At 66.7% G+C, this 24312-nt stretch carries 24 protein-coding genes; 13 read left to right on the top strand and 11 right to left on the bottom strand.

The features are described from left to right. The first annotated feature begins 30 nt into the window (after window positions 1–30). Window positions 31–645 (top strand): GntR family transcriptional regulator, encoded by a 615-nt coding sequence (locus CCONF_RS02890; protein WP_290225025.1) that lies wholly within the window; start codon window positions 31–33, stop codon window positions 643–645. A gap of 22 nt (window positions 646–667) precedes the next feature. On the opposite strand, the gene CCONF_RS02885 is transcribed toward CCONF_RS02890, so the two are convergent. Together CCONF_RS02885 and CCONF_RS02880 are read right to left on the bottom strand one after the other, a co-directional pair. Beyond that, the gene (locus tag CCONF_RS02885; protein WP_290225022.1) at window positions 668–1471 is read right to left on the bottom strand and encodes a putative hydro-lyase; all 804 of its coding nucleotides are present in this window, start codon (window positions 1469–1471) and stop codon (window positions 668–670) included. 68 nt (window positions 1472–1539) lie between these two features. Further along, window positions 1540–2703 carry an NRAMP family divalent metal transporter gene (locus CCONF_RS02880; RefSeq protein WP_290226213.1) on the bottom strand — a complete coding sequence of 388 codons (1164 nt, stop codon included), beginning with the start codon at window positions 2701–2703 and terminating at the stop codon, window positions 1540–1542. A gap of 466 nt (window positions 2704–3169) precedes the next feature. Here CCONF_RS02880 and CCONF_RS02875 point away from each other — a divergent pair, with 466 nt between their 5' ends. Next, entirely contained in the window at window positions 3170–4354 is a 1185-nt protein-coding gene (locus tag CCONF_RS02875) for an RNase H family protein (protein WP_353959510.1), read from the top strand. Between the two features lie 32 nt (window positions 4355–4386). On the opposite strand, the gene CCONF_RS02870 is transcribed toward CCONF_RS02875, so the two are convergent. Continuing rightward, complete coding sequence (locus CCONF_RS02870; RefSeq protein WP_290225019.1) at window positions 4387–4935, bottom strand: YdcF family protein; 549 nt, start codon at window positions 4933–4935, stop codon at window positions 4387–4389. 176 nt (window positions 4936–5111) lie between these two features. Between CCONF_RS02870 and CCONF_RS02865 the strand changes: the two genes are divergently transcribed. Beyond that, window positions 5112–6647, top strand: a complete 1536-nt coding sequence (locus tag CCONF_RS02865; RefSeq protein ID WP_290225017.1) for an HNH endonuclease signature motif containing protein — start codon at window positions 5112–5114, stop codon at window positions 6645–6647. A 71-nt stretch (window positions 6648–6718) separates the two neighbouring features. Here the strand turns inward: CCONF_RS02865 and purE are convergent, their stop codons facing one another. The 4 genes from purE to CCONF_RS02845 all read right to left on the bottom strand — a co-directional run bounded on the left by purE (window position 6719) and on the right by CCONF_RS02845 (window position 10057). After that, window positions 6719–7240, bottom strand: coding sequence for a 5-(carboxyamino)imidazole ribonucleotide mutase (purE, locus tag CCONF_RS02860; protein ID WP_290225015.1), 522 nt, complete (start codon window positions 7238–7240; stop codon window positions 6719–6721). A 76-nt stretch (window positions 7241–7316) separates the two neighbouring features. Continuing rightward, complete coding sequence (locus CCONF_RS02855) at window positions 7317–8525, bottom strand: 5-(carboxyamino)imidazole ribonucleotide synthase (protein ID WP_290225013.1); 1209 nt, start codon at window positions 8523–8525, stop codon at window positions 7317–7319. A gap of 91 nt (window positions 8526–8616) precedes the next feature. Further along, entirely contained in the window at window positions 8617–9087 is a 471-nt protein-coding gene (locus CCONF_RS02850; protein WP_290225012.1) for a hypothetical protein, read from the bottom strand. A gap of 55 nt (window positions 9088–9142) precedes the next feature. Beyond that, a complete protein-coding gene (locus CCONF_RS02845; protein ID WP_290225009.1) occupies window positions 9143–10057 on the bottom strand; it encodes a biotin--[acetyl-CoA-carboxylase] ligase in 915 nt (304 codons plus the stop codon). 162 nt (window positions 10058–10219) lie between these two features. On the opposite strand from CCONF_RS02845, the gene CCONF_RS02840 reads away from it, so the two are divergent. The 5 genes from CCONF_RS02840 (at window position 10220) to treS (ending at window position 15482) form a co-directional block, all read left to right on the top strand. Then, entirely contained in the window at window positions 10220–11497 is a 1278-nt protein-coding gene (locus CCONF_RS02840) for an ABC transporter substrate-binding protein (protein ID WP_290226211.1), read from the top strand. A gap of 299 nt (window positions 11498–11796) precedes the next feature. Next, window positions 11797–12867 (top strand): carbohydrate ABC transporter permease, encoded by a 1071-nt coding sequence (locus tag CCONF_RS02835; protein ID WP_290226209.1) that lies wholly within the window; start codon window positions 11797–11799, stop codon window positions 12865–12867. Then, window positions 12867–13706, top strand: a complete 840-nt coding sequence (locus tag CCONF_RS02830) for a carbohydrate ABC transporter permease (protein ID WP_290225007.1) — start codon at window positions 12867–12869, stop codon at window positions 13704–13706. The genes CCONF_RS02835 and CCONF_RS02830 overlap by 1 nt, the downstream gene beginning before the upstream one ends. 7 nt (window positions 13707–13713) lie before the next feature. Next, on the top strand, window positions 13714–13983 hold the full coding sequence (locus CCONF_RS02825) for a hypothetical protein (protein ID WP_290225005.1): 270 nt from the start codon (window positions 13714–13716) through the stop codon (window positions 13981–13983). Then, on the top strand, window positions 13980–15482 hold the full coding sequence (treS, locus tag CCONF_RS02820) for a maltose alpha-D-glucosyltransferase (RefSeq protein ID WP_290225003.1): 1503 nt from the start codon (window positions 13980–13982) through the stop codon (window positions 15480–15482). The genes CCONF_RS02825 and treS overlap by 4 nt, the downstream gene beginning before the upstream one ends. Before the next feature lie 2 nt (window positions 15483–15484). Here the strand turns inward: treS and CCONF_RS02815 are convergent, their stop codons facing one another. Genes CCONF_RS02815 through CCONF_RS02805 form a run of 3 tightly spaced genes read right to left on the bottom strand, consistent with a single transcriptional unit; the run spans window position 15485 to window position 17928 of the window. Then, window positions 15485–16078: a hypothetical protein gene (locus CCONF_RS02815; RefSeq protein WP_290225001.1), complete on the bottom strand. Its 594-nt coding sequence runs from the start codon at window positions 16076–16078 to the stop codon at window positions 15485–15487. Between the two features lie 2 nt (window positions 16079–16080). Beyond that, window positions 16081–16683 carry a hypothetical protein gene (locus CCONF_RS02810; protein ID WP_290224999.1) on the bottom strand — a complete coding sequence of 201 codons (603 nt, stop codon included), beginning with the start codon at window positions 16681–16683 and terminating at the stop codon, window positions 16081–16083. Window positions 16684–16743: 60 nt separating this feature from the next. Beyond that, complete coding sequence (locus CCONF_RS02805) at window positions 16744–17928, bottom strand: hypothetical protein (RefSeq protein WP_435384094.1); 1185 nt, start codon at window positions 17926–17928, stop codon at window positions 16744–16746. A gap of 466 nt (window positions 17929–18394) precedes the next feature. On the opposite strand from CCONF_RS02805, the gene CCONF_RS02800 reads away from it, so the two are divergent. The 5 genes from CCONF_RS02800 to CCONF_RS02780 all read left to right on the top strand — a co-directional run bounded on the left by CCONF_RS02800 (window position 18395) and on the right by CCONF_RS02780 (window position 23138). Continuing rightward, on the top strand, window positions 18395–20011 hold the full coding sequence (locus CCONF_RS02800; protein ID WP_290224997.1) for an acyl-CoA carboxylase subunit beta: 1617 nt from the start codon (window positions 18395–18397) through the stop codon (window positions 20009–20011). A 178-nt stretch (window positions 20012–20189) separates the two neighbouring features. After that, complete coding sequence (locus tag CCONF_RS02795; RefSeq protein ID WP_290224995.1) at window positions 20190–21725, top strand: acyl-CoA carboxylase subunit beta; 1536 nt, start codon at window positions 20190–20192, stop codon at window positions 21723–21725. A gap of 50 nt (window positions 21726–21775) precedes the next feature. Continuing rightward, complete coding sequence (locus CCONF_RS02790) at window positions 21776–22030, top strand: acyl-CoA carboxylase subunit epsilon (RefSeq protein ID WP_290224993.1); 255 nt, start codon at window positions 21776–21778, stop codon at window positions 22028–22030. 2 nt (window positions 22031–22032) lie between these two features. Continuing rightward, complete coding sequence (locus tag CCONF_RS02785; RefSeq protein ID WP_290224990.1) at window positions 22033–22662, top strand: Maf family protein; 630 nt, start codon at window positions 22033–22035, stop codon at window positions 22660–22662. A 53-nt stretch (window positions 22663–22715) separates the two neighbouring features. Continuing rightward, a complete protein-coding gene (locus tag CCONF_RS02780; RefSeq protein WP_290224987.1) occupies window positions 22716–23138 on the top strand; it encodes a DUF3151 domain-containing protein in 423 nt (140 codons plus the stop codon). A gap of 69 nt (window positions 23139–23207) precedes the next feature. On the opposite strand, the gene CCONF_RS02775 is transcribed toward CCONF_RS02780, so the two are convergent. Beyond that, window positions 23208–24281, bottom strand: coding sequence for a Cj0069 family protein (locus tag CCONF_RS02775; RefSeq protein WP_290224986.1), 1074 nt, complete (start codon window positions 24279–24281; stop codon window positions 23208–23210). Between the last annotated feature and the right edge of the window lie 31 nt (window positions 24282–24312).

Raw genomic sequence — 24312 nt, 5'->3', positions numbered from 1 at the left:
AAGCCGGGGCGCGGCACTATAGTGTTACGCATGCTTTCTCAGACCGTCGCAGCGGGCCTTCGGGACGCCATCTCCCGGGGCGAGTACCAGCCGGGCCAGCAGCTCAGCGAGGTCAAGGTGGCCGCGCGCTTCGAGTGCTCCCGCAATACCCTGCGCGAGGCCTTCGCCCGGCTAACCGCGGAGCGGCTGGTGGAGCGCATCCCCAACCGCGGGGTCTTCATCGCCACCCCGGACCGCGCCTATATCCAGGATCTTTTCCGCGCCCGCGCCGCCATCGAGCCCTCCGGAGTGGCCTGGGGCGACTTTTCCGACGCCGCGGCGCTGGTCGAGCTAACCGAGTCCGCCCGCGCTTTCGCCGCCCGCGGCGAGCACCAAGAGGTCTCCAACATCAACCAGCGCTTCCACAGGGCGCTGGTGGCCGCGCTCGGCTCGCCCACGCTGGACGAGCAGATGGGCAACCTGCTCGCGCGCATGCGCCTGACCTTCCTGTTGGTCATCCCCCGCTACCCGCTGCTGCACGCCGATCACATCGACGGCAACGTGGAGCTCGCAGGCCTTATCGCCCGCGGCGAGCGCCGCGCGGCCGCCGACCTCTCGCACACGACGCTGCGAGCGACCTGCGACAAGATTCTGTCCGTGGTTTAAAGCCGTGTTTTAGGCCGGCGGCTTAGGGCACCTGGTAGCCCAGGTCGCGGGCGTCGGTGACCAGCATCTGCCCCGGCGCGTGGGTAATGGCCAGGCTGGGCGCAGAGTTCATCACCACCGCCTGCGGGGTGACCCCGCAGGCCCAGAAAACCGAGATATAGCCCGCCGGCACGTCGATGGCCTCGCCGAAATCGGGCTCGTCCAGGCTATCGATGCCAATCGCCGCCGGATCCCCCACGTGCACCGGCGCCCCGTGGACGCCGGGATAGCGCGAGGTAATCCGCACGGCATCGGCTACCTGGGAGGCCTTGATGGGCCGCATGGAGACCACCAGCGGCCCGCTAAAGACCCCGGCCGGCGTGGTGGCAATATTCGTGCGGTACATGGCCACGTTCTTGCCCTGGGCGATGTGGGGGATTCCCACGCCGTTGTCCAGCAGTGCGGTCTCGAAGGTGAAGGAACAGCCGATGAGGAAGCTGACCATATCCGGGGCGTAGAAGGAGGTGGCATCGGCAGTCTCCTGCGTCAGCTCGCCGTTTACAAAGACGCGGTAGCCCGGGATGTCGGTGCGGATGTCCCCGCCGGCAAGCAAGTCCGAGGAGTGCTGGCCGGCCTCCAGCACGCCCACGATGGGGCACGGTTTGGGGTTGCGCTGGGCAAACAGCAGGAAGTCGAAGGCGTATTCTTGGGGCACAGCCAGCAGGTTGGCCTGCATATAGCCGCGGGCCAGCCCCGAGGTCGTCGGCAGCGGGTGGTGGCGGGCGAAGGCGCGCACCTGGGCCGGGGTCGAGTTCGGGTTAAGTTGCTGGGTGCGATCCGATGCCATGGGGCGGCCTTCCTAAGTTGTTTTCCTTGACGCTGGTTGTTCCGGTCCGGCGTTCCCTGTTCTGAGGCCTAGGACCAGAGGGCGGCGATGCCGCTGAAGGCCATCACGCCGATGAAGATGGTCAGGAACCAGGCGAGGACGCCCAAGACCAGCAGCCAGGTCGGGTACTTGTAGCCCTGCAACAGGTCGCGGCGGCGCCAGGCCACCCACATCACGATGGCGAAGCCGATGGGCAGGATGAGGCCGTTGATAGCGCCGGCGAAGATCAGCAGGGTCTGCGGGGCGGAGTTCAGGACCACGAAGGCCACCGCACACACGGCGATGAAGGCGACGGTGGCGAAGTTGCGGACCTTGTCGCTGGAGTTCTGGGAGGTCACGAAGGACACGGAGGTGTACGCCGCGCCGATGACCGAGGACAGGCCGGCCGCGAACAGGACCACGCCGAAGGCGCGGAGGCCGAATTCTCCGGCGGCGTGCTGGAAGGCATCGGCAGCAGTGTTGTCCTCAGACAGGGTGACGCCGGTGGCGACCACGCCTAGGACGGCCAGGAAGAGCAGCACGCGCATGATGCCGGTAATGATGATGCCGGAGACCGAGGTGTGGGTGATGCTCTTGACGTTCTCGACGCCGGAGTAGCCGGTGTCGATCAGGCGGTGCGCGCCGGCGAAGGTGATGTAGCCGCCCACGGTGCCGCCGATGATGGTGGTGATGACAAACGGGTCGATGGTCTCCGGGGCCACGGTGTTTTTGAGGGCCTCGCCCAGCGGGGGATGGGAGACGATCGCCACGTAAAGCATGAGCAGGATCATGATGGCGCCTAGCGCGGCCACCAGCCGGTCCAGGGCCATGCCGGCGCGCTTGGACAGGAAGATGAAGATGGCAATCGCGGAGGCGATCAGGCCGCCCCAGCGGGCGTCGAGGCCCAGCATGGCGTTCATACCCAGGCCGGCGCCGGCGATGTTGCCGATGTTAAAGACCAGGCCGCCGAAGAATACAAAGGCGGCCAGCACCCAGCCGAGCCCCGGCAGGACCGTGTTGGCCAGGGTGTTGGCGCGCATTCCGGACACGCACAGCACGCGCCAGACGTTGAGCTGGATCGCGATGTCCACGATGATCGACACCGCGATAGCGAAGGCGAAGGCCGCGCCCATCTGGGCAGTAAAGACGGAGGTCTGAGTCAAAAAGCCCGGGCCGATGGCGGAGGTCGCCATGAGGAACATGGCGCCGGCCATGGCGCCAATCCCCTTCGAGGCCGGGGATTTCTTCTTGGCGCCCGAGGGGGAGGCGGCGGCATCGGCAGCCGATTGGGAGGTGCCTGCGGCCTGGGTGGGGCCCTGGTTGCTGTGGGCGGGGCCCTGGTTGGAGTCCCGGCCTGGGGTCGAGCCGGTGTGAGAAGTGGATTCGGGTGTCTGTGCACTCATTGTTTTCCCTCCGCGATATAGGTCACACGGGTTTGTGATGCGCATCATCTTAGGGGGTTGTTGAACAATCTGTAAAGGCGAACCCCACCCGCCTAACCCCGTGGGCATCGTGGGGGCCCAGGGGCGGCGGTTAGTGAGGACTGGTGGGCTAGTGCCTACCCCGGGGAACGGACCCGGATGCCCGTACGGTTTACTAGTAGGCATGGAACCCGTCGATCTCGCCGCGCTGGTAGGTACAGAATCGCGTACTTACCGATCGCGAAAGGTCACCCCGCAAATGCACAACGCGCCGGTGCACGTGGCCATCGCCATGTGGGACATCCCCTGGAAGTCCGCTGCCGAGGGCAAGCTCAACGGGTGGGTCATCGCCGTGGATGCCAAGCCCGGCCCGCGATTCGTCCGCACCGGGCGCACCACGGAGGAAGACACCGTGGGGCCCGTGATGCGCGACCTCAACGACGCCATCAGCGGCATCCGCAGCTTCAACGGTGCCAAGAAGAAGGTCTGGTGCAACGTCGGCCGCCGCCGCGGGGCGCTGCGCCTGGAGCTGGAGAAGCAGGGCTACCTGGTCACGGGCAGTTTCTCCGAGTACAACCGCTCTTGCCCGCGGGCCAGCAAGCTGCGCACCGTCGAGGAAACCAAGGCCAAGCGCCAGGGCAAACGCAACGGGCAGTCCCCCAAGCGCAAGCCCACTCCCCCGCCCGCCACGGAGGCCCACTGGTGGCCGCAGTTCTCCGACTTTTCTAACGCTTTCGATGCCACCCCCGCCCGCATCGCCACCGATGCCTCCTCCGACACCAACATCAAGGGCGCGTCGTGTTTCGTCGCCAGCAACGGCGACTACCAGCTGCTCACCCGCCGCACGAAGGCCTCCACGGACGAGCTCGAGCTCGAGGCCCTCACCCTGGCCCTGAAGTACCTCGTACACACCGATGCCACCGACGTCCTCATCGAGAGCGACAGCCAGGCCGCCCTGCGCGCCGTCGATTACATCACCGGCCAGGGCAAGCTCGGCAAGCGCTGGCGCGGCATCCACCCGGGCGCACTCTCCCGCTTCCAGCAAGCTTGGAAGGACAACCAGGGGCAGCGCAGCATCACCTTCCGCCGCGTCATGGGACACTCCGGCGACCCGCTCAACCGCGCCGCCGACAAGATCGCCATCATGGGGCTGCGCGCCATCGCCTACCGGCAGAAGGAGGTCCGCGACACTCTGGCAGAGGGCATCGATAAGGCCCTGCAGGAAGCCGCGAAGGACGCCCACAAGCGGGCGGCGTCGCGCCTGCCCGAGTCGGTGACGCGGGGGTCTGGGTCTGGTGCTGAGGCTGGTTCTCGGTCCGGTTCTGGGGCTGAGTCTGGAGCTGGTGCTGGCGCGCGGAATAAGCGGCGTCGGGGTGGGCGCCGCGGGGGACGTCGTCGCGGTGGGCGCCGGCGCGGAAGTCCGGGCGCGGGGTCTGGACCCTAGGGTTTTGGGGCCTGCTTGAGGCTAGTTTTGGGCTAGTCGGGGCGGCCTTCGAGGCGGTGCCGGAGGCGTCGCCAAGCGATGCGCAGCGCAGAATGCGGCGTCGCGGCGAGCTCGCGGGCATAATTTTGTAGTTTGTGGCCCTTTGGGGTCGGGGCGGCGACCGTGCCAATAGGAATCTTGAGGTGCCAGGCCCAGAGCCGGGTGCGCAAGATGTGGAAGTTGCTGGTGACGACGGTCATCGTCGAGCCACGGGGGACCAGGCGCGCGGAATTTTCGAGGTTTTCGTTCGTGCTGGTTGCCAGGGGTTCCAGGATGATGCGCTCCGGGTCGATGCCTTGGGCGGTGAGGTAGTTGTGCATCGGGAGCGCTTCCCCGTGCCCGCTGACCACGATGGGGGCTTGGGGGTATGCCTGGGCGAGGCGGGCGGCGGTGACGAGGCGGGCGCGAAGGAGGGGTTCGGGGCGACCGGCGGTCGTGCGCGAACCGAGGACGACGATGGGGTCCGTCGGGTCAAGTGATGGTCGCCGGGAGGCTTCTCCGCCGTCGTTTTTGAACATAAGAATTAGGATACTTGAGGGCATCTGCCGGCCCATTCGGCGCCGTTAATGCCTATTTCTGCGAGAGGTTACCCCCGTTTTACCAACAATATAACCATCTAGAACAAAGTTTTGCTATAGGGGTTGCGTGGGGCGATTGCGTGAATAGGATTGAGGTCGTAAGGAACAAAGGTTCGAGCACCTCAAGGGGGGTGAAGATCATGACCAAAGCAACTCAATCCATTGCCGAATGTGTAGCCGAAATCGAACAGGCATACTCACGCCTGCACGCCGCCGTCACGGAGGTGGACTCGGTGTACTTTGGTGAGATCTACCCTTATTTCGAGAAGCTCGCTGCCCTCTCCGGCACCATCACTACTATCGATGCCGCCTTCGCATTCATCGCCGAACGCGACGACGCCGGGCGCCACGTCAACTCCACGCGGGCGATGGACTACCTGATGAACCGGCTGGGGCTGTCCTACGGTGAGGCGAAGGACCGGCTCTGCAACGGGCAGACCATCTTCGGGACCGCTCCCCTGTCGGATCTACCGCCCTTGCCAGACCCGCCGGAGAATGCTGAAGCGGGCGCTGCTGGTGACTCCCCGGGTGACGCGGACGCTGTGGCCGGAGCACGGGCGGAGGAAGAACGCCGGAAGCTGGCCGAGGAGCGCCGTAAGAAGGCCGAAGAAGAGGCTCGTATTCGCCGGGAACGCGAGGAAAAGGCCCGCGCCGAGGCCCAGCGCAAGCTGCGGGAAAAGGAGGCCCTCCGCGGCCGCTACCTGTCCATCATCGACCGCGAACTCAAGCACCTGAACGCGCACGCCACCCCCGGCCCGAACGAGCTGCGCAACAAGGCCATCGATGAAGCGAAGAAGCGAAATCTGAAAGACTTCGCTCAATGGTTGCGCCGCGAGGTTCGTGCGGCGAATGCGCGCAGCCGGGATCCCTACGGCAACCGGGACCGGTTTGCCGCCACCCGCAAGCGTCATTTGGAGTTCAGTCCCGCGGATGCCGACGGCGGCGTCCACGTCAGCGGTTACCTGGATGGTGCCACTGCGGCGCTGATGAGCCAGGCCTTTGCGCCCGCTACGCGGCCGGGAGCCCCGGATCTGCCGCCGGAGGAAGACAAGCGCAACTACCGCCAGCGGATGGCGGACCAGTTCACTGCGATTCTGCAGGAATACCTCGGCTCGCGCGAGAAGGCGCACCCCGGCTTGGGGTCCATCATCATCTCCGGCACGGTCGATGACTTCGAGAACCTCAAGGCGGATTCCCTGCTGCCCACCAACACCGGGCACTCGCTGACCCCGCTGGACATCATCCGGCTCGGGGCCGCGGCTAGTGATTACCTCTGCATTATGGACTGCGAGGACTTCCAGCCGCTGGCGCTGGGGCGCTCGAAGCGGACGGCGAGCTTCATGCAGAAGCTGGCGCTGATTGCCTCCGAGCTGGTTTGCTCCCACCCTGGGTGCGACCGGGCCGCGAATGCCTGCGATGTCCACCATCTGCAGGCCTGGTACTACGGCGGAGTCACGGACATACACAATCTGACATTGTTATGCCGCTCCCATCACGTCAACAACAACGATAGACAAGATGGCAGAGGAAACATGGGCCATGCGGCCAGGGATCCTCGAAGCGGAAGGGTCGGGTTCGTCAGACCCGGAAGTAGCGACGTCGAATGCAACGAATCAGTCGCCGCCCAAGAGGCCGCCGGGTATAAGCTCCGCAGGCAAACTGCGGCCGCTAGTTAAGACGGCCTAGTTGAAACGGTAGTGAAAGCCGGTAGTGAATCCTGCCCGCGGCTAAATCAATGGGATCCGTGTTAGTCCCCCAGCAGTTTCCGGCGGAGGTTTGCGTCCTTTTCCTCCACCGAATCTGCCATGCCCTGCTGGTATTTGCTCATCTTTTCGATCAGTTGGGGATCGCCCGCGCCCAGGATCCGGACAGCCAGGAGGCCGGCGTTCTTGGCGCCGCCGATGGAAACGGTGGCGACCGGTACCCCGCCCGGCATCTGGACGATGGAGAGCAAGGAATCCAAGCCGTCGAGCTCCTTCAGGGCCCGCGGGATACCGATGACCGGCAGCGGGGTGGCCGCCGCGACCATGCCCGGCAGGTGGGCCGCCCCGCCCGCACAGGCGATGATGGTCTGCAAGCCGCGGGTGTGGGCCTGCTTAGCGTAGGCGAGCATCTTCTCCGGAGTGCGGTGGGCGGAGACGACGCCGACCTCAAAGGGGACCCCAAATTCGGCCAGCACCTGGGCGGCCGGTTCGACGGTGGGCCAGTCGGAATCGGATCCCATGATGATGCCGACGCGGGCCTGGGTGTTCTCTGGGGTAGCGGTCATGCTGTGGGGCACTCCTTTGGTGAGTTTTGGGTTCTGGGTGCTGGGTACTGGGTGCTGGATGCTGGGCCCCAGTGGTCTAGTCGTCCCAGCGGGCGTTGACCAGGAAGCCGGCAGCCAGGCGGGCCTCGTGCCGGGTCTGCTCCGCGTCCTGGCCGGTCAGGTTGACGTGGCCGATCTTGCGGCCTGGGCGGTGGCCCTTGCCGTAGAGGTGGATCTTGGCCTGCGGGAAGCGGCGGTGGACCTCGACGGCGCGCTGGGCCATCGGCATCTCCGGATCTTCCTCGGCGCCCAAGACGTTAGCCATCACGGTGACCGGGGCGGTCGGGGTCGTGGAGCCGAGCGGGTAGTCGAGGACGGCCCGCAGGTGCTGCTCGAACTGGGAGGTCACGCAGCCGTCCTGGGTCCAGTGGCCGGTGTTGTGGGGGCGCATCGCCAATTCGTTGATGGCGATGTCCTCCTCGCCGGCATCGTTGGTGAAGGCGAAGAGCTCGACCGCCAGGACGCCGGTGACGCCGAGCGACTCGGCGACCAGGACGCCCAGCTGGGAGGCGCGAGATTCGAGGGCAGAGCTCAGCCCGGGGGCCGGGGCGACCGCCTCGGAGCAGATGCCGTCGCGCTGGACCGACTCGGTGATCGGCCAGGAAGCCGTCTGGCCCGACGGGGTGCGCGCCACCAGGGCGGACAGCTCGCGGGTCAGGGCGACCTTCTTCTCCGCCATCAGCGGGGTGCCGGCGTCGAGGAGCTCGCTGACCAGGTTGACCAGCTCCTCCTCGGTGGAAGGAAACCAAACACCCTTGCCGTCGTAGCCGCCGCGGCGGGCCTTCAAGCAGACCTGGCCGGAGGTGGTGGCCCAGAAGGAGGTGGCATCGTCAGTGCTGGTGATTTCGGCGAACTCCGGGACCGGGGCGCCTAGCTCCCGCAGGCGGCGGCGCATGACGAGCTTGTCCTGGGCGTTGACCAGAGCGGACGGCACCGGCTGCACGTTGTAACCAGCCCCGATGAGGGCCTCCAGGTGCTTGTTCGGCACGTGCTCGTGGTCGAAGGTGACCGCGTCCGCGCCCTCGACGGCCCGCAACAGGTCGTCGTAATCGGTGTAGTCGCCCACCACCACGTCGGCGCAGACCTGCGCTGCCGACGAATCAGGGCTGCCGGCCAGCAGGCGCAGCGATTGACCCAACTCGATGGCGGCGGTCTGCATCATCCGCGCCAGCTGACCGTCACCGATGACGGTGACCACTGGCATACCGGGGGCATGGGCTTGGGGATTTCCAGCTTGTTCACTCACGTTTTTCAATCCTAGCGCGGCGCCGGCGGCTCGCGTGTCACCCCAGGAAACCAGGCATGACGGCACCCCCCAATTAGCTAGTAGCCGGCCACTAGCGCCAGATGGGAGATCGCAGCGCTCGCAGCTGATCCCCGATGGCCGCCTCAACCTTCTTAGTCTTCGGCACGTCCGGGAAATACAGCGCCTGGTCGTAACCGCGGATGGCCAGCGAAATCCCGCCCCGGCGACGCCGGGCGCCAACGATGTCGCGCAGGGGAATCGAATCCGTCCGGCCACCCAGGCGGGCCGCCCGGGCGATGACACGGCGGTCCGTGACGATGAACCGCTTACGACGAGAACGGATCACCGGCAGCACGAAGCGCCACACGCTGAGCGCTCCCCACAGCACGACCAGCGCGTTGTGCAGGTGCAGGTCCGCCCCCTGCGCGTCCAGCCAGCCGATCGCTATCCAGCACACCCCCGTAATCAGGATGAGCTCCAGCAGCGGGAAGACGAGCGTGCGGAAAGGCGCGGTCACGTCGACCCGCTTGGCCTCACCGGGCCCCATCGTCATATATCCCATAACGCCCTAAAGCTTACCTGGGATGGCATCGGCGGCGAAGGGGCGGTGGAGGTTTCTAGTGCTGCGGCCGCAGGTGGGTCACGTCGCCGGCCGAGTAGTACTCGCCGCCCACGTTGATGCGGCCGTCGTCGGCAACGCCCTCGACGATGCCCTCCACATCACCCGTCGGCGCCTCCAAGCGCACCTCCTGGCCAATCGACGAGCACACCGCACGGTAGTCCCGCATCAGCTGCGGGTCCTGGTTCTGCCACTGCGCGATGCGTCGGCGCAGGTTGGTCAGCAGGTCAATCGCCAGCTGGGTGCGGTCTGTGTCGCGGCCCTCCAACGCTAACGAGGTCGCCTTCTCAATCGGCAGGTCCTCCCGGGTCAGGGTGACGTTCAGGCCCATGCCCAGCACGACGCGGGCGCTCGGGGCGGCGCCGGCCTCGGTCTTGGGGGCCACCTCGGCCTTGTTGATCTCGGCCTTGTTGATCTCAGCATCGACGCCCTTGAACTCGCCGGCCTTAAATCCGCCCGACTTGAAAGCGGCGCCGACCGGGCCGGCCTCGGCAAGGATTCCGCAGAGCTTGTTGCCGTCGATGTGGACATCGTTCGGCCACTTCAGGACGGATCCCTCAACGGTGTCGGTCACCGCCAGTCCGCCCGCCAGGGGCAGGGTGCCCAGGTGCTCGAGGGAATCCGGGAGCAGCAAGACCGAGAAGATGAGCTGCTTGCTAGCCGGGGCGACCCAGCTGCGGCCCAGGCGGCCCTTGCCGCTGACCTGCTCGTTGGCGAGGAGGACGGTGCCGTCGGCGACATCGTTAGCCCCCATCAAATCCGTGTTCGTGGATCCCGTCTGTTCCTTGTAGTCGACGGTGCTGTAAAGCCCGGACAGCGCGGCGCGGATGCGGTCCAGGTCCAGATCGTTGCTGGGATGCACGGCATCATTGCACTCGGCATCGTTGTGCTCAGTATTGTTTCGCTCAGTCATAACCCAAACAATACCCGCCGGGCCCACCTGCCCTGTGGGTGCGAGTGGTACCGGGCCCACTACCCCCGGCGTGGGGGCAAGAACCCAAAAAACTATTCTTTCGGACGTTGGTGAATATAACCTGAAATACACCTACTGTTTCCCGAAAGGTAAATCACTATGATGCAGTCACCTTCCCGGCGCACCGTGCGCAACGCCGTCATCGCAAGCACCGCCGCCCTCGCCCTGGCGCTGACCGCCTGCAGCTCCGACTCCGGCAGCTCCAACGCCGACGGTTCCGCCACCGAGAACACCGACGGCCGTGGCCCCATCACCTTCGCCATGGGCAAGAACGACACGGACAAGATCCAGCCCATCATCCAGAAGTGGAACGAGGAGCACCCCGAGGAGAAAGTCACCCTCGAAGAGCTCGCCGGTGAGGCCGACGCCCAGCGGGAGACCCTCGTGCAGTCCCTGCAGGCCGGCAACTCCGACTACGACGTGATGGCCCTCGACGTCGTCTGGACCGCCGACTTCGCCGCCAACCAGTGGCTCGCCCCGCTGACCGAGGACCTGGCCGTCGACACCGACGGCCTGCTGCCGGCCACCGTCGAGTCCGCCACCTACAACGACACTCTCTACGCTCTGCCGCAGAACACCAACGGCCAGCTGCTCTACCGCAACACGGAGCTCGCCCCCGAGGAAGTGTCCACCTTCGACGACGTCAAGTCCGCCTGCGAGGCGCTGAAGGACGACACCGACTGCCTGACCACCCAGCTCAAGCAGTACGAGGGCCTGACCGTCAACACCGTCGGGTTCATCGAGGGCTGGGGCGGCAAGGTCCTGGCCGACGACGGCACCGTCACCGTCGACTCCAACGAGGCCAAGGAGGGCCTGCAGGCCCTGGTCGACGCCTACGAGGACGGCACCATCTCCCCGGATTCGACCGCCGCCACCGAGGAGGAGACCAACCTGGCGTTCACCGAGGGCAAGTCCGCCTTCGCCATCAACTGGCCGTACATGTACACCAACGCCGAGGAGTCCCCGGAGACCCAGGGCAAGTTCGAGGTCCAACCGCTGGTCGCCAAGGACGGCGTGGGCGTGTCCACCCTGGGCGGCTACAACAACGGCATCAACATCAACTCCGAGTACAAGGCCACTGCCCGCGACTTCATCGAGTACATCATCAACGAGGAGAACCAGACCTCCTTCGCGGAGGCCTCCTTCCCGCCGGTGCTGTCCTCCATCTACGATGACTCGGAGCTCATCGAGAAGTTCCCGTACCTGCCGGCCCTGAAGGAGTCCCTGGAGGCCGCCTCCCCGCGTCCGGTCTCCCCGTTCTACACCGCCATCTCCAAGGCCATCCAGGACAATGCCTACGCCGCCATCACCGACGGCAAGAGCGTTGACGATGCCACCAAGGACATGAAGGCCGCCATCGAGTCTGCCTCCCAGTCCTAGAACCTCCCAGGCCTCAGGCCCGCCCGGCCCGGCCGGACATGAACCTAGCGAACGACGCCCCTTCCCGTACGGCGAGGTGGCATCGTTCGCTTTTGTATGACCACGGCGAGTTTCGAGGCTGCGTCGGGGCCGTGCGTTATGATCAGTGCCATCCTCAGTGCAAACCATTGCACGCCGCACAGCAGCGCTAGTTCGCCGCAGAGTTAATTCGCAGCAGTCGAGCAAACATCAGAAAGGCCAAGCGCGTGACCGAGAAAACCGCCCAACGGCGCCGCCCCTCGCCCAAGTCTCGGGCCTGGGTGCCCGCCGGGTTCATCGCGCCCGCGATCATCGTGCTGGCGATCGTCATCGGCTACCCCGTCATCCGGGCCATCATCCTGTCGTTCAAGGGCAACCGGCAGCTCGACCCGACCACCGGGCTCTTCGTCGAGGGCCAGTTCGCCGGGCTGGACAACTACCTGTACTGGATCACCAACCAGTGCATGTCGCCGTCCGGCGTGGCCGCCACCTGCCCGCCCGGGGTCATCGCGACCGACTTCTGGCCGGCCGTGCAGATCACGCTGTTTTTTACCGTCGTGACCGTAACCCTCGAGACCATCCTGGGCATGGCCATGGCGCTCATCATGAACGGCAACTACCGCGGCCGTGGCTTCGTGCGCGCCGCCGTCCTCATCCCCTGGGCCATCCCCACCGCCGTGACCGCCAAGCTGTGGCAGTTCATGTTCGCCCCGCAGGGCGTGGTCAACTCCCTGCTCGGCGCCGACATCGCCTGGACCACCGACCCCTTCTACGCCCGCCTGGCCGTCATCATCGCCGACGTGTGGAAGACCTCCCCGTTCATGGCCCTGCTCATCCTCGCCGGCCTGCAGATGATCCCGAAGGACGTCTACGAGGCCGCCCGCATGGACGGCGCCAGCCGCCTGCAGGTTTTCACCCGCATCACCCTGCCGCTGGTCCGGCCGGCCCTGATGGTGGCCATCCTCTTCCGCACCCTCGACGCGCTTCGGATGTACGACCTGCCGGTCATCATGATTTCCAGCTCCTCGAACTCGCCGACCGCCACCATCTCCCAGCTGGTCGTCGAGGACATGCGCCAGGGCAATTTCAGCTCCGCCTCCGCGCTGTCCACCCTGATCTTCCTGCTGATCTTCTTCGTCGCCTTCATCCTCATCCGCTTCCTGGGCGCCAACATCGCGGGCACCGCCGAGGAGCCCCGCCGGCGGCGGGCCCGGCGAGGCCTGCCCGGGGGCCGGAAGAAGGCCCCGGGTGAGTCCCCGGCCGAACAAGCGGCGGCATCGGCAAGCACCGCGTCGGCAGCGCCTGCCTCTGCCGTACCCGCCTCTGCCAAGTCCAAGAAGGAGGCCAAGTAATGAAACCGCGCATCTCCTGGGGAACCGTGGGCCACTTCGCCGGCATCCTCTTCATCATCCTCTGGGGCCTAGCCCCCTTCTACTGGATGGTCGTGACCGCCCTGCGGCACAAGGACCACACCTTTGACACCACCCCGTGGCCGACCCACCTGACCCTGGACAATTTCCGTGACGCCCTGGCCACCGACAAGGGCAACGACTTCCTCGGGGCCCTGACCAACTCGCTGGTCATCTCCCTGGTCACCACCGCCCTAGCCGTGCTGGTGGGCGTGTTCACCGCCTACGCCCTGGCGCGCTACGAGTTCCCGGGCAAGGGGATCGTCACCGGCGTCATCCTGGCGGCCTCCATGTTTCCGGCCATCGCGCTGGTCACCCCGCTCTTCCAGCTCTTCGGCGACCTGGACTGGATCGGCACCTACCGGGCCATGATTATCCCGAACATCTCCTTCGCCCTCCCGCTGACCATCTACACCCTGCTCAGCTTCTTTAGGCAGCTGCCCTGGGAGCTGGAGGAGGCCGCTCGCGTCGACGGCGCCACCAAGGCGCAGGCCTTCCGCATGATTTTGCTGCCCTTGGCCGCCCCGGCCCTGTTCACCACGGCCATCATCGCGTTCATCACCACCTGGAACGAGTTCATGCTGGCCCGCCAGCTCTCCTCCACCGACACCGAGCCGGTCACCGTGGCCATCGCGCGCTTCTCCGGGCCCTCGGCCTTCGAGTACCCCTACGCGGCCACCATGGCCGCCGGCGCCCTGGTGACCATCCCGCTCATCATCATGGTCCTGATCTTCCAGCACCGGATCGTGGCCGGCCTGACCGCCGGCGGAGTCAAGGGCTAGGCGCCGCATGCGCTACTCCCTCCTCTGGGACACGGCCTTAGGGTTTTGCGGCTTCTTCGCCGCCTTGGCTCTCATCCAGGCCGTGGTCAACCTCTTCCGCCCCGAACCGGCGATCTGGCCCGACCTTCTGGCCGGAGTCTTGTGCCTGGCGCTGTACGGGATCTACCGTGCCAAGCGCGCGCACCTGGCCCGGACCGGACCGAGCACGCAGCCGCGCACCGCGGCCCAAAACACGGCGCCCCGAAACACCCTTCCTCAACAGAAAGACCAAACATGAGCTGGTACCACAACGCCGTCTTCTACCAAGCCCTGGTGCACGCCTTTAAGGACGGCAGGGGAGATGGCATCGGCACGCTGAGTGGCGTGACGGAGAAGCTGGACTACCTGCAGTGGCTGGGCATCGATTGCCTGTGGCTGCCGCCCTTCTACGCCTCCCCGCTGCGCGACGACGGGTACGACATCGCCGACTACTACGAGGTCAACCCGGTCTACGGCAGCATGGAAGACGTCGAGGAGCTCATCGCCGCCATCCACGCCCGCGGCATGCGCATCATCACCGACCTGGCGCTGAACCACACCTCCTCCGATCACCGCTGGTTCCAGGCCTCCCGGCAGGACCCGGACGGGCCCTACGGCGACTACTACGTCTGGGGCGACGATCCGAACCGCTACCCGGAAATCCGCGTCATCTTCACTGACGTCGAGGAGTCCAACTGGGCGTGGGATCCGGTGCGCGAACAGTACTACTTCCACCGCTTCTACTCCCACCAGCCGGATCTCAACTACGACAACCCGGCGGTGCGCGAGGAGGTCAAAAACGTCATCCGCTTCTGGCTGGGCAAGGGCATCGACGGCTTCCGCTTGGACGCCATCCCCTACCTCTACGAGCGCGACGGGCTGGGCGGCGAGTCCCTGCCGGAGACCATCGCCTTCATCGAGGAGATCCGCGCGCTTATCGATGCCGAGTTCCCCGGCGCCGTCATGATCGCCGAGGCCAACCAGCCGCCGGCCGAAACGCGCGAGTTCTTCGGCGCCGGCAACCGCTTCCACATGGTCTTCAACTTCCCCGTCATGCCGCGCCTCTACCAGGCGCTGGCGCTGAACTCGGCCACCCCGGTCTACGAGATCATGGACGATCTCGGATCCCTGCCCGCCAGCTGCCAGTGGGGCACCTTCCTGCGCAACCACGACGAGCTGACCCTGGAGATGGTCGACGAGTCCGTGCGCGAGCAGATGTACGCGGCCTACCTGCCGGACGATGCCATGCGGGCCCACCTGGGCATCGCCCGCCGGCTGATGCCGCTGATGGGCGGCGACCGCCGGAAGGTGGAGCTGATGTTCTCGCTCCTGTTCACCCTGCCCGGCGCCCCGTTTATTTACTACGGCGACGAGATCGGGATGCTGGACAACCCGGCGCTGCCCGACCGGCACGCCGTGCGCACCCCGATGCAGTGGGACGAGACCGAGCACGCCGGCTTTAGCACCCGCGCCCCGCAGCGCTGGGCCGTGGTCGGCGGGGCCTCCGTGGCCGCGCAGGCCAACAACGAGGACTCGCTGCTGCACACTGTGCGCCGCATGATCGCCGCCCGGCACGCCCACCCCGAGCTGGGCACGGCCGAATTCGAGCCCGTTGAGACCGGCCACGAGGCGGTCCTGGGCTTCCAGCGCGGCGGCCTGCTGTGCCTGCACAACTTCTCCGCCGATCCGGTGGATCTGGGACCGGTCGATCTGGGCCCCTACGGCTACAGCTGGCTGCCGGCCGAGTACCTGAACTAGCGCTAGCCCCAGTCCGGGGCATCGCCCAGCCGCAGCTCGGAGTACTTCGCCTCCGGGGCGCTGGCCTGGTAGGGCTTGCCGGTCGGCTCCCAGACCTGGTCGGTGCTGCAGCGCACGTCCTGGGCGTCGACGTCGAGCATCGTAAAGCCCCAGACCAGCTGGCCCTGCGACTGCGGCGGCAGGGTGTACGGGCCGACCTTCTGCTTCAGCTTCCAGTGCTGCTCGGAGACGTAGTTGAAGCCGTAGGTCTGGGTCAACACCTTGGCCAGCTCGCCCTCGCCGGTGACCCCGGCGCTGACCTCGATGGTCTGGGTGCGCGCCTGGGTCACGGTGTGGCTGACCGGCACGGGACCGTCGGTGTGGTTGGCCACGCTGGTGGCATCGGTCTGCTTGAACCAGCGCCGCTGCGCGGTGACATAGGTGCCCGTGAAGCCGGGCGTCGCGCAGTGCGAACCCGGGGCGAAATCGTCATTCCAGCGCTGCGGCAGCTCGAAATCCGCCGCCGGGGAGACCGCGCTTGCCGATGCCGGGTAGCCCAGCGCCACCACCACCGGCAGGCACAGCGCCGCGAGTCCGGCGCGCCGCTTTCCCGCCATGCTTACTCGCCCCAATCAGTGTTGTCGCGGGTGGAGACCTGGACGTGGCGCTCCTTCGGCAGGGTGGCGGTGAACTTGCCGCCGTTGGGCTGCCAGGTGTGGTCGGAGCCGCAGACGGTCTTCTGGCCCTCGAAGTCGGAGACGACCCAGCCGGCCTTGAGCACCGCGGTCTTGCCCGGGGCGATGTTGTACGGGCCGACCTGCTCGCCGACCTCGTAGGACTGGCTGTCGGTGTAGCTGGAGGAGAAGCTGATGTTGATGAGATCCAGCAGCTTGAAGTCGATGCCGGCGGAGACGTTCCAGGTCTTGGTTTTAGTCTCCTTGATGGAGCGGGTCACCGGCAGCGGCTCGTCGTTGTAGTTGGACACGGTCCAGGTGCCGGCGGAGCCGTCGAAGTAGGTGCGCTTGATGTCGACGGTCTGGCCGGTATCGCCCGGGTTGGCGCACTGCTCGCCGATGACGGTCGGGTTAGCCGGGCCCAGGTCACGGGCCGGCAGGGCCTGGGCGGCCGGGGCGCCGGACGCGGCGGCGACGATGCCGCCGGCCAGGGCCAGGCCGGTCAGGCCGGCGAGGGCGCGGGAAGAGATTGCGTTGAATGCGTGCATGAGGAAACTCCTTGAAATATGTGGTTTTGGGTGGCCTGGGGTTAGTAGGCGGCCGGGGTGTTAGTAGGTGGACTGGGTGGGCACCGGCAGCGACCGGTACTCGTCCGGGGTGACATCGACGGTGCGCTTGGCCCCGCCCGGGCTGGTGATGGTGGCCTCGGCCCAGAAACCGCTGGGCGCCGAGGTCTGCTTGTAGTTCGAGGTCAGGCTGTACTTGCCGTCCTTGCCGCAGGTGATTTCGCGGTAGTTGATGCGGGTCATCGTCGTGCCGTACTCGACGCGCACGCGCTCCCCGGCAGCCAGGTCCACGTGGCCCAGCTCCGTGCCGACCGGCATGTAAGCGCGCTTGACGGCGCCGACGGACTCGAGCCAGCCGCGCGGGATGTCACCGCGGTTGCCCTGCCAGTTGGTGTACGGGTGGTGCTCGGCGCCGACGACGAAGTCGGTGACCGGGGCATACTCGTAATCCTTCTTCGACCAGTTGAGGAAGTCGGTGGAATAGCCTGGCTTGCGGTAGGTCGGCTGGACGGCGGTGATGTCCAGCGGGTACCAGGTGCGGGTGCCGGCCTGGCAGGCGTCGCCCTCGTTGGGCCAGTCGTCCTCGCGCTGCGGCTCGGTGGTCGGTTCGACGACCTCGTCGCGGGCCGGATCGGCGATCTTTTCCAGGCTGGGACCGGACACGGAGGTATAGGTGCCGTCGATGGGCTTACTGTTCGCGCCCGGGGAACGCGAGGGGATCTCCATGGCCAGATCGGAGACCGTGCCGTCCGCCCGGATGATGTAGGCGAACGCGTAACGCTCGGCCGGGCCGGTGCCGCGCACGACGTTTGAGCCCGGGGTGTTTTCCAGGCGGCCGTCGTTGCAGCTGACGAACATGGAGATGAAGTCCTTCTCGATGACGCCGTATTCGACGCGGAAGGATTCACCCGGGGCCAGCTTGACCGGGCCGAAGGTCTCGGTGTCGCGCCAGCCGTTGGTCATCTTCAGGCCGATGTCGGACTTGGCGGTCGTGTCCCAGCCATTGGGCAGCTTGGCCTTGGAGTTGGCATCGATCTCGTGGTTGGTGCCCGTTTCCACCTCGGCGGTGTAGGGAACTTCCTGATCGGTGGTGTTGGTGAATTGGAGCGTGCCGTCGCTGAGGTAGCGACGCCCGGTCTCCCCGAAGCGCCACTCGGGCTCCGGGTTGTTCTTGCCGGCGGCATCGCAGGACTTGTAGAGGTTGGCAATAGGGTATCCCTGCGGCATGGGCGGAACGGCCCGTGCCGGAACTGCGGGGCTGGCTACCAGCGGGACCAGTGCCGCCGCGACGATGGCGACGGCTGCTCGTGCCCAGCCCTTCTTCCCTACGTTTAACGCCTTGGGTGCGTGCACTTTAAGGGTTCCTTGTCTTGAGAGTGCGGCCCAAGACCCCTTCACTGAACTATACGGAGATTTTAAGCTTCCCGGAAGCTCCTGCGCAAGGGCAGGTGGAAACTTCCGGCAGGAACCGCGGGCGGGACTCTCTGGCTACAGCAGGGCGGGGCGGCAACGGCGGCAGCGGAGCGACATCGGCAGCGGTGCGTACCCCCTAATGGGGGCAACCCGGAGGCCCAGGAAAAACGTGAGGACAATCTCATATTTGACTCGCGAGCTGCGAATTTCGTTTCTCATGCAAAATTAACGCCGGTTGGGTCTAGAATGGAGGGGACTTTTCGCACTACCATCCCTAAACATGACCATTTCCTCACGTTTGACGGAACTAGACAGCTTGAACGACGCCAACACCACCGCCGGCAAGATCGCCGAGCTTAAACGCCGCCGCGCCGAGGCCGAGGCACCCCTGGGCCAGAAGGCCTTCGAGAAGGTGCACTCCCAGGAGCGCCTGACCGCCCGCGAGCGCTTGGACTACCTGCTGGACGAAGACTCCTTCGTCGAGACCGACATGCTGGCCAAGCACCGCACCACCGACTTCGGGATGGATGCCAAGCGGCCGACCACGGACGGCATCGTTACCGGCTGGGGCACCATCGACGGGCGCGAGGTGTGCATCTTCAGCCAGGACGGCACCGTCTTCGGCGGCGCCTTGGGCGAGGTCTACGGCGAGAAGATGGTCAAGATTATGGAGCTGGCCGTGACCACCGGCCGGCCGCTCATCGGCCTCTACGAGGGCGCGGGCGCGCGCATCCAGGACGGGGCGGTCTCCCTCGACTGGATCGCCCAGACCTTCTACCAAAACGTCAAGGCCTCCGGCGTCGTGCCCCAGATTTCCGTCATCATGGGCGCCTGCGCCGGCGGCAACGCCTACTCCCCCGCCCTGACCGACTTCGTGGTCATGGTGGACAAGAAGTCCAAGATGTTCGTCACCGGCCCCGACGTCATCAAGACCGTCACGGGCGAGGAAATCACGCAGGAGGAGCTCGGCGGCGCCGGCGTCCACATGGTCTCGGCCGGCAACTCCCACTACACCGCCGCCACCGACGAGGAGGCCCTCGACTGGGTCCACGATCTGCTGGGCTACCTGCCGTCCAACAACCAGCAGCGCAGCCCCGTCGAGCCCTTCGAGCCGGTCACCGAGACCAGCGTCGACGACTTGGCCCTGGACGAGATCATCCCGGACTCGCCCACCCAGCCCTACAACGTCAAGGACGTCATCGCCGCCCTGACGGACGACGCCGAGTACTTGGAGATCCAGGCCGAGCGCGCCGAGAACGTGGTCATCGCCTTCGGGCGCATCGAGGGCCAGACCGTCGGGTTCGTGGCCAACCAGCCGCAGGTCTTCGCCGGCTGCCTGGACATCGACTCCTCCGAGAAGGCCGCCCGCTTCGTGCGCACCTGCGACGCCTACAACATCCCGATCGTCATGCTCGTCGACGTCCCCGGCTTCCTGCCGGGCGCGTCCCAGGAGCACGACGGCATCCTGCGCCACGGCGCGAAGCTGCTCTACGCCTACGGCGAGGCCACCGTCCCGAAGATCACGGTGACCATGCGCAAGGCCTACGGCGGCGCCTACTGCGTCATGGGCTCCAAGGGGCTGGGCGCGGACGTCAACCTCGCCTGGCCGACGGCCCAGATCGCCGTCATGGGCGCGGCCGGCGCCGTCGGCTTCATCTACCGCAAGGAGCTCAAGGCCGCCCGCGAAAAGGGCGTCGACGAGCAGGCTTTGGCCAAGTCCTTCGAGCGCGAGTACGAAGACCACATGCTCAACCCGTACAAGGCCGCCGAGCGCGGGCTTATCGATGCCGTCATCCTGCCGTCCGAGACCCGCGCCATGGTGGCCAAGAACCTGCGCCTCTACGCAGACAAGTCCGTGCCTCGGCCCAGCCGCAAGCACGGCAACATGCCGCTGTAGCAGGCCCTACAACCGATAGCCACGACGCGGCGTCCCGGCGCATCCCACTTACCGGGGCGGGGTGTTAACGCCGCACCGGTTATCTCCGACATTATGGAGGTACCACTGCGGCCGGGCGGCTCAGCCACCGCCAGGCTGCGAGTTTGTTTTATTTTTAGAGGTTGTAGACTAAGCGATTATGACAGATAAACCGGATCTGAAAACGACTGCCGGCAAGATCACCGATCTGGACAACCGCCTGAGCGAGTCCCGCCAGCCCACCGGCGCTGAGGGCCCGACCGACGCCCGCCAGCGGGTGCTCGACCTACTGGACGAGGGATCTTTCGTCGAGACGGACGCCTTGGCCCGCCACCGCTCCACCGACTTCGGCCGCGAGCACGACCGCCCCTACACCGACGGCGTGGTGACCGGCTACGGCACCATCGACGGCCGCCGCGTCTGCGTCTTCAGCCAGGACGCCTCCGTCTTCGAGGGCACCCTGGGCGAGGTCACCGGGGAAAAGATCTGCAAGCTCTACGACTTGGCACTGAAGACCGGCGTGCCCATGGTGGGCATCCACGAGTCGGCGGGCCCGCGCGTGCAGGAGGGCATCGTCAGCCTGAGCATGCACGCGCGCATCATGGCCGCCGTCACGCGCGCCTCCGGCCTCATCCCGCAGGTGGCCGTCGTGGTCGGCGACAACGAGGGCATGGCCGCCTTCGCCCCGGCCCTGGCCGATCTGGTCATCGTGGCCCGCGGCGGCGCCCTGCACCAGGCGGCCCCGGCCGTGGTCCAAGAGGTCGCCGGCGCCGAGACGACCGCCGAGGAGCTGGGCGGCGCGGACGCCCTGACCACCAACGGCACCGCCCACCTCATCGCGGAGAGCGACGCCCAGGCCCTGGACTTGGCACGCACCGCCCTTTCCTACCTGCCGGTCAACAACCGCGCCGAGGCCCCGCGCACGGACGCGGAGATCTCCCACGGATCCATTGCGGACAACGTCGACGAGACCGCCCGCGCCCTAGATTCCATCGTGCCCGACGAAGAGTCCCGCGCCTTCGACATCACCGAGGTCATCGCGGCCGTTGTGGATCCGGATTCCTTCTTCGAAATCCAGGCCGACTTCGCCGGCAACGTCGTGACCGGTTTCGCCCGCATCGAGGGCCGCGCCGTGGGGCTAGTGGCCAACCAGCCGCTGGCCCTGGCCGGCACGCTGGACGGGGCGGCCTGCGACAAGGCGGCCCGGTTCATCCGCACCTGCGACGCCTTTAATACCCCCATCATCGAGTTCGTCGACTCGCCCGGCTTCCTGCCCCAGCCGGCCGAGGAGCAGGCCGGCCTGCTGCGCCGCGCCAACAAGCTGGCCTTCGCCTTCGCCGAGGCCAGCGTCGGCAAGCTGACAATTATCACCCGCAAGGCCATCGGCCCGGCGTACGTCTTCATGGGTTCCAAGGACCTGGGCGCCGACCTGGCTTACGCCTGGCCCACCGCCCAGATCGCGGTCACCCAGGCCTCCCAAGCCGCCCGCGCCATCTACGGCGACGCGGCCACGCCCGAGCAGGAAGCGGAGCTGGCCGAGCAGTTCCTGCACCCCTATGCCGCGGCCGAGCGCGGGCTGGTCGACGCCGTCATCGAGCCGGCCACCACCCGCGGCCACCTAGTCGAGGGGCTGCGCCTGCTCGAGCGCAAGATTTCCCAACCCTCCATGAAAAAGCACGGTAATATAACGCTCTAACGCCCGCCCCGCCCGTGCCAGTTACCACCCATAGTGAGGAGCCACCCGCAGTGTCCGATACCGTGTCCGCAGCAGTGTCCGCATCCAAGCCCCTGTTCCAGGTAGTCAAGGGTCAGCCCAGCGACACCGAGATCGCGGCCCTGACCGCCGTGTTCACCCAGCTCGCCGCCCAGGCCCGCGCGGCCGCCGCCGGCGCCGGCACGGGCGAGCGCAATCTGTGGGGCGCACGCGACTACGGCCGGGGCGGCCTGCCGGGCCGGGTGGAGTACAACCCGAACGCCTTCCGCAACGTGCGTTACTACTAACGATGCCCGCTGATAACAACGCGGCGGCGCGCCGGCCGCGCATCGTCTTGGCCTCCCAGTCGCCGTCGCGGGCCGGCATCCTGCGTTCCGGCGGGATTGACCCGGTGCTGGCCCCCGCTGGGGTGGACGAGGAGGCCATCCGGGCAGGCCTGCCGGACGCCTCGCCCGCCGAGGTCGTCGCCGCCTTGGCGCGCGCCAAGGCCCACGCCGTGGCGGAGGAACACGCCGGCGACGTCGTCATCGGCGGCGACAGCATGCTCCTGCTGGACGGGCAGCTGCAGGGCAAGCCGCACACCCGCAAGGCGACCGTGGAGCGCTGGCGCGCCCAGGCCGGGCGCACCGCCCACCTGCTGACCGGGCACTGCGTGATCTTCGGCGGGGAGGAATTCGTGGAGACCGCCAGCACGGCGGTCCATTTCGCCGCGGCCGAGGAGGCCGACATCGACGCCTACGCCGCAACCGGCGAGCCGCTCGAATGCGCCGGCGCGTTCACCTTGGAGGCCCTGGGCGGCTGGTTCATCGACGGCATCGAGGGCGATCCCTCCTCCGTTATCGGCCTGTCCCTGCCGGTGGTGCGCCGGGCGCTGTACTCCTTCGGGCTGCGCGTGGCGGACTTCTGGGACCAGCCTTAAGCCCCGCACACGCCCCAGACAGGAGCGGGCGGGCGCGACTATACTGGCATGCCATGGAGATGAAAGACATGCTTGCCCCTAATCCGATCAAGCTGCCGGCCGATCCCGGCGCGGAGTCCACGCAGGACCTGTCCGCCGGCATCGTCGAGCACCCCGACTCGCCGCTGCTGTGGGCCACACTGGCCGAGCAGGAGCTGGCCCGGCTGCGCTCCGATGAGGCCCTGCCGACCGCGTATATCACCGCCTACGCCTACGCGCGCACCGGCTACCACCGCAGCCTGGACCGCCTGCGCGGCAACGGCTGGAAGGGCTGGGGCCCGGTCCCCTATTCCCACGAGCCGAACCAGGGCGTGCTGCGCGCCATCGCGACTCTGGCGCACGCGGCCCAGGCCATCGGCGAGCAGGACGAGTACGACCGCCTGCGCCAGATGCTTAGCGATGCCGACCCGGGGTCGGTCGCTGCCCTGCTGGACTAGCTGATAGACCTTAAAAACCGCCCCGCGACTGTTTTCAAGTCCCGGGGCGGTTTTCTCTAACGGTTGTTGTTAGCCAGTCTTAGGAGCGCCGTGCTTGGCTTCGACGCGGGAGATGGCCTCGGCGGCCACCTTCTGCTGGATGCCCATGTCCAGCTCGGAGGTGAAGCCCACGCAGGAGCAGTTGATTTCGCCCAGGACGTAGGTGTCCTCGCCGTTCTCACCGTCGGCGAGCATGAAGTCGGCGGTCCAGATCAGCGGGATGTTGTCGCCGCCGAGCTTCTCCGCGATGACCGGGCGGACCTCGGCGAACATGTCGACCAGATCCTGCCAGGACTCCGGGGAGTCGTAGGTGTACTTCGCGCCGGAAAACAGCGTGGCGGAGAAGTTGTCGCCGCCCTCGGCCGGCTTCTTGTGGACCACGAAGACCGGCTCCGCGCCAACGAGCAGGATGCGGATTTCGCCCTCGACGATGCGCGGCATGAAGCGCATGTCCACCAGCATGCCATTGTCGCCCTTGATGTACTGGTCGCAGAAGTCCATGAACTCGCCCAGCTGGCGCTCCTCGGTGTGGTTGTCCACGGCCTCGGTGCACTTGAGCTCCGTATCCAGCGGCAGGGTGGTGCCCGGCTCGACGCTGGCGGCCAGCTCCTTGTCCTTGAGCTGCACGCGCCAGATGCCGGATCCGGTGGACCCGCGGTTCTGCTTGAGGACGCGCTCGCCGTAGGACAGGGTCTGCGGGAAGGTCTCGTGGAAGCTCTCGACGTCGTAGTAAGCCTGGGTGTCCTCCGGGACCAGGTCGGTCTGGTTCAGCTTGACCAGGGCGTCCTTGGCGCCGTAGGCCATCATCTCCTCCGGGGTGGACATGCCCACCAGGCCGGCCTCGGACAGCCTGGTCAGAAGGTCGAAGTAGCCCTTCTCCCCGCCCGGGATGTTGCCCGGGTTAACGCGGGAGATGTAGGCGTCGAAGTTGTTGGAGACGTAGTCTAAGAGATCCTCGGACCACTCCGGGCGGAAGTAGACGACCTCGGAGTGCCAGCCGGCCTCCTGCAGAGACTCGACGATGGGCATGGTGTCCTTGCGGTGGCCGTTGAACTGCTTGTCGGATCCGCCTTCAACTTCGAAGACGACGATGGCTTTGTGCATGGGTGAAACCTTTCGGGAAAGGGAGCATCGG

Origin of the sequence: Corynebacterium confusum (genome assembly GCF_030408715.1) — a bacterium.
GTDB classification, from domain to species: domain Bacteria; phylum Actinomycetota; class Actinomycetes; order Mycobacteriales; family Mycobacteriaceae; genus Corynebacterium; species Corynebacterium confusum.
This window is presented reverse-complemented; position numbering and strand designations above follow the sequence as displayed.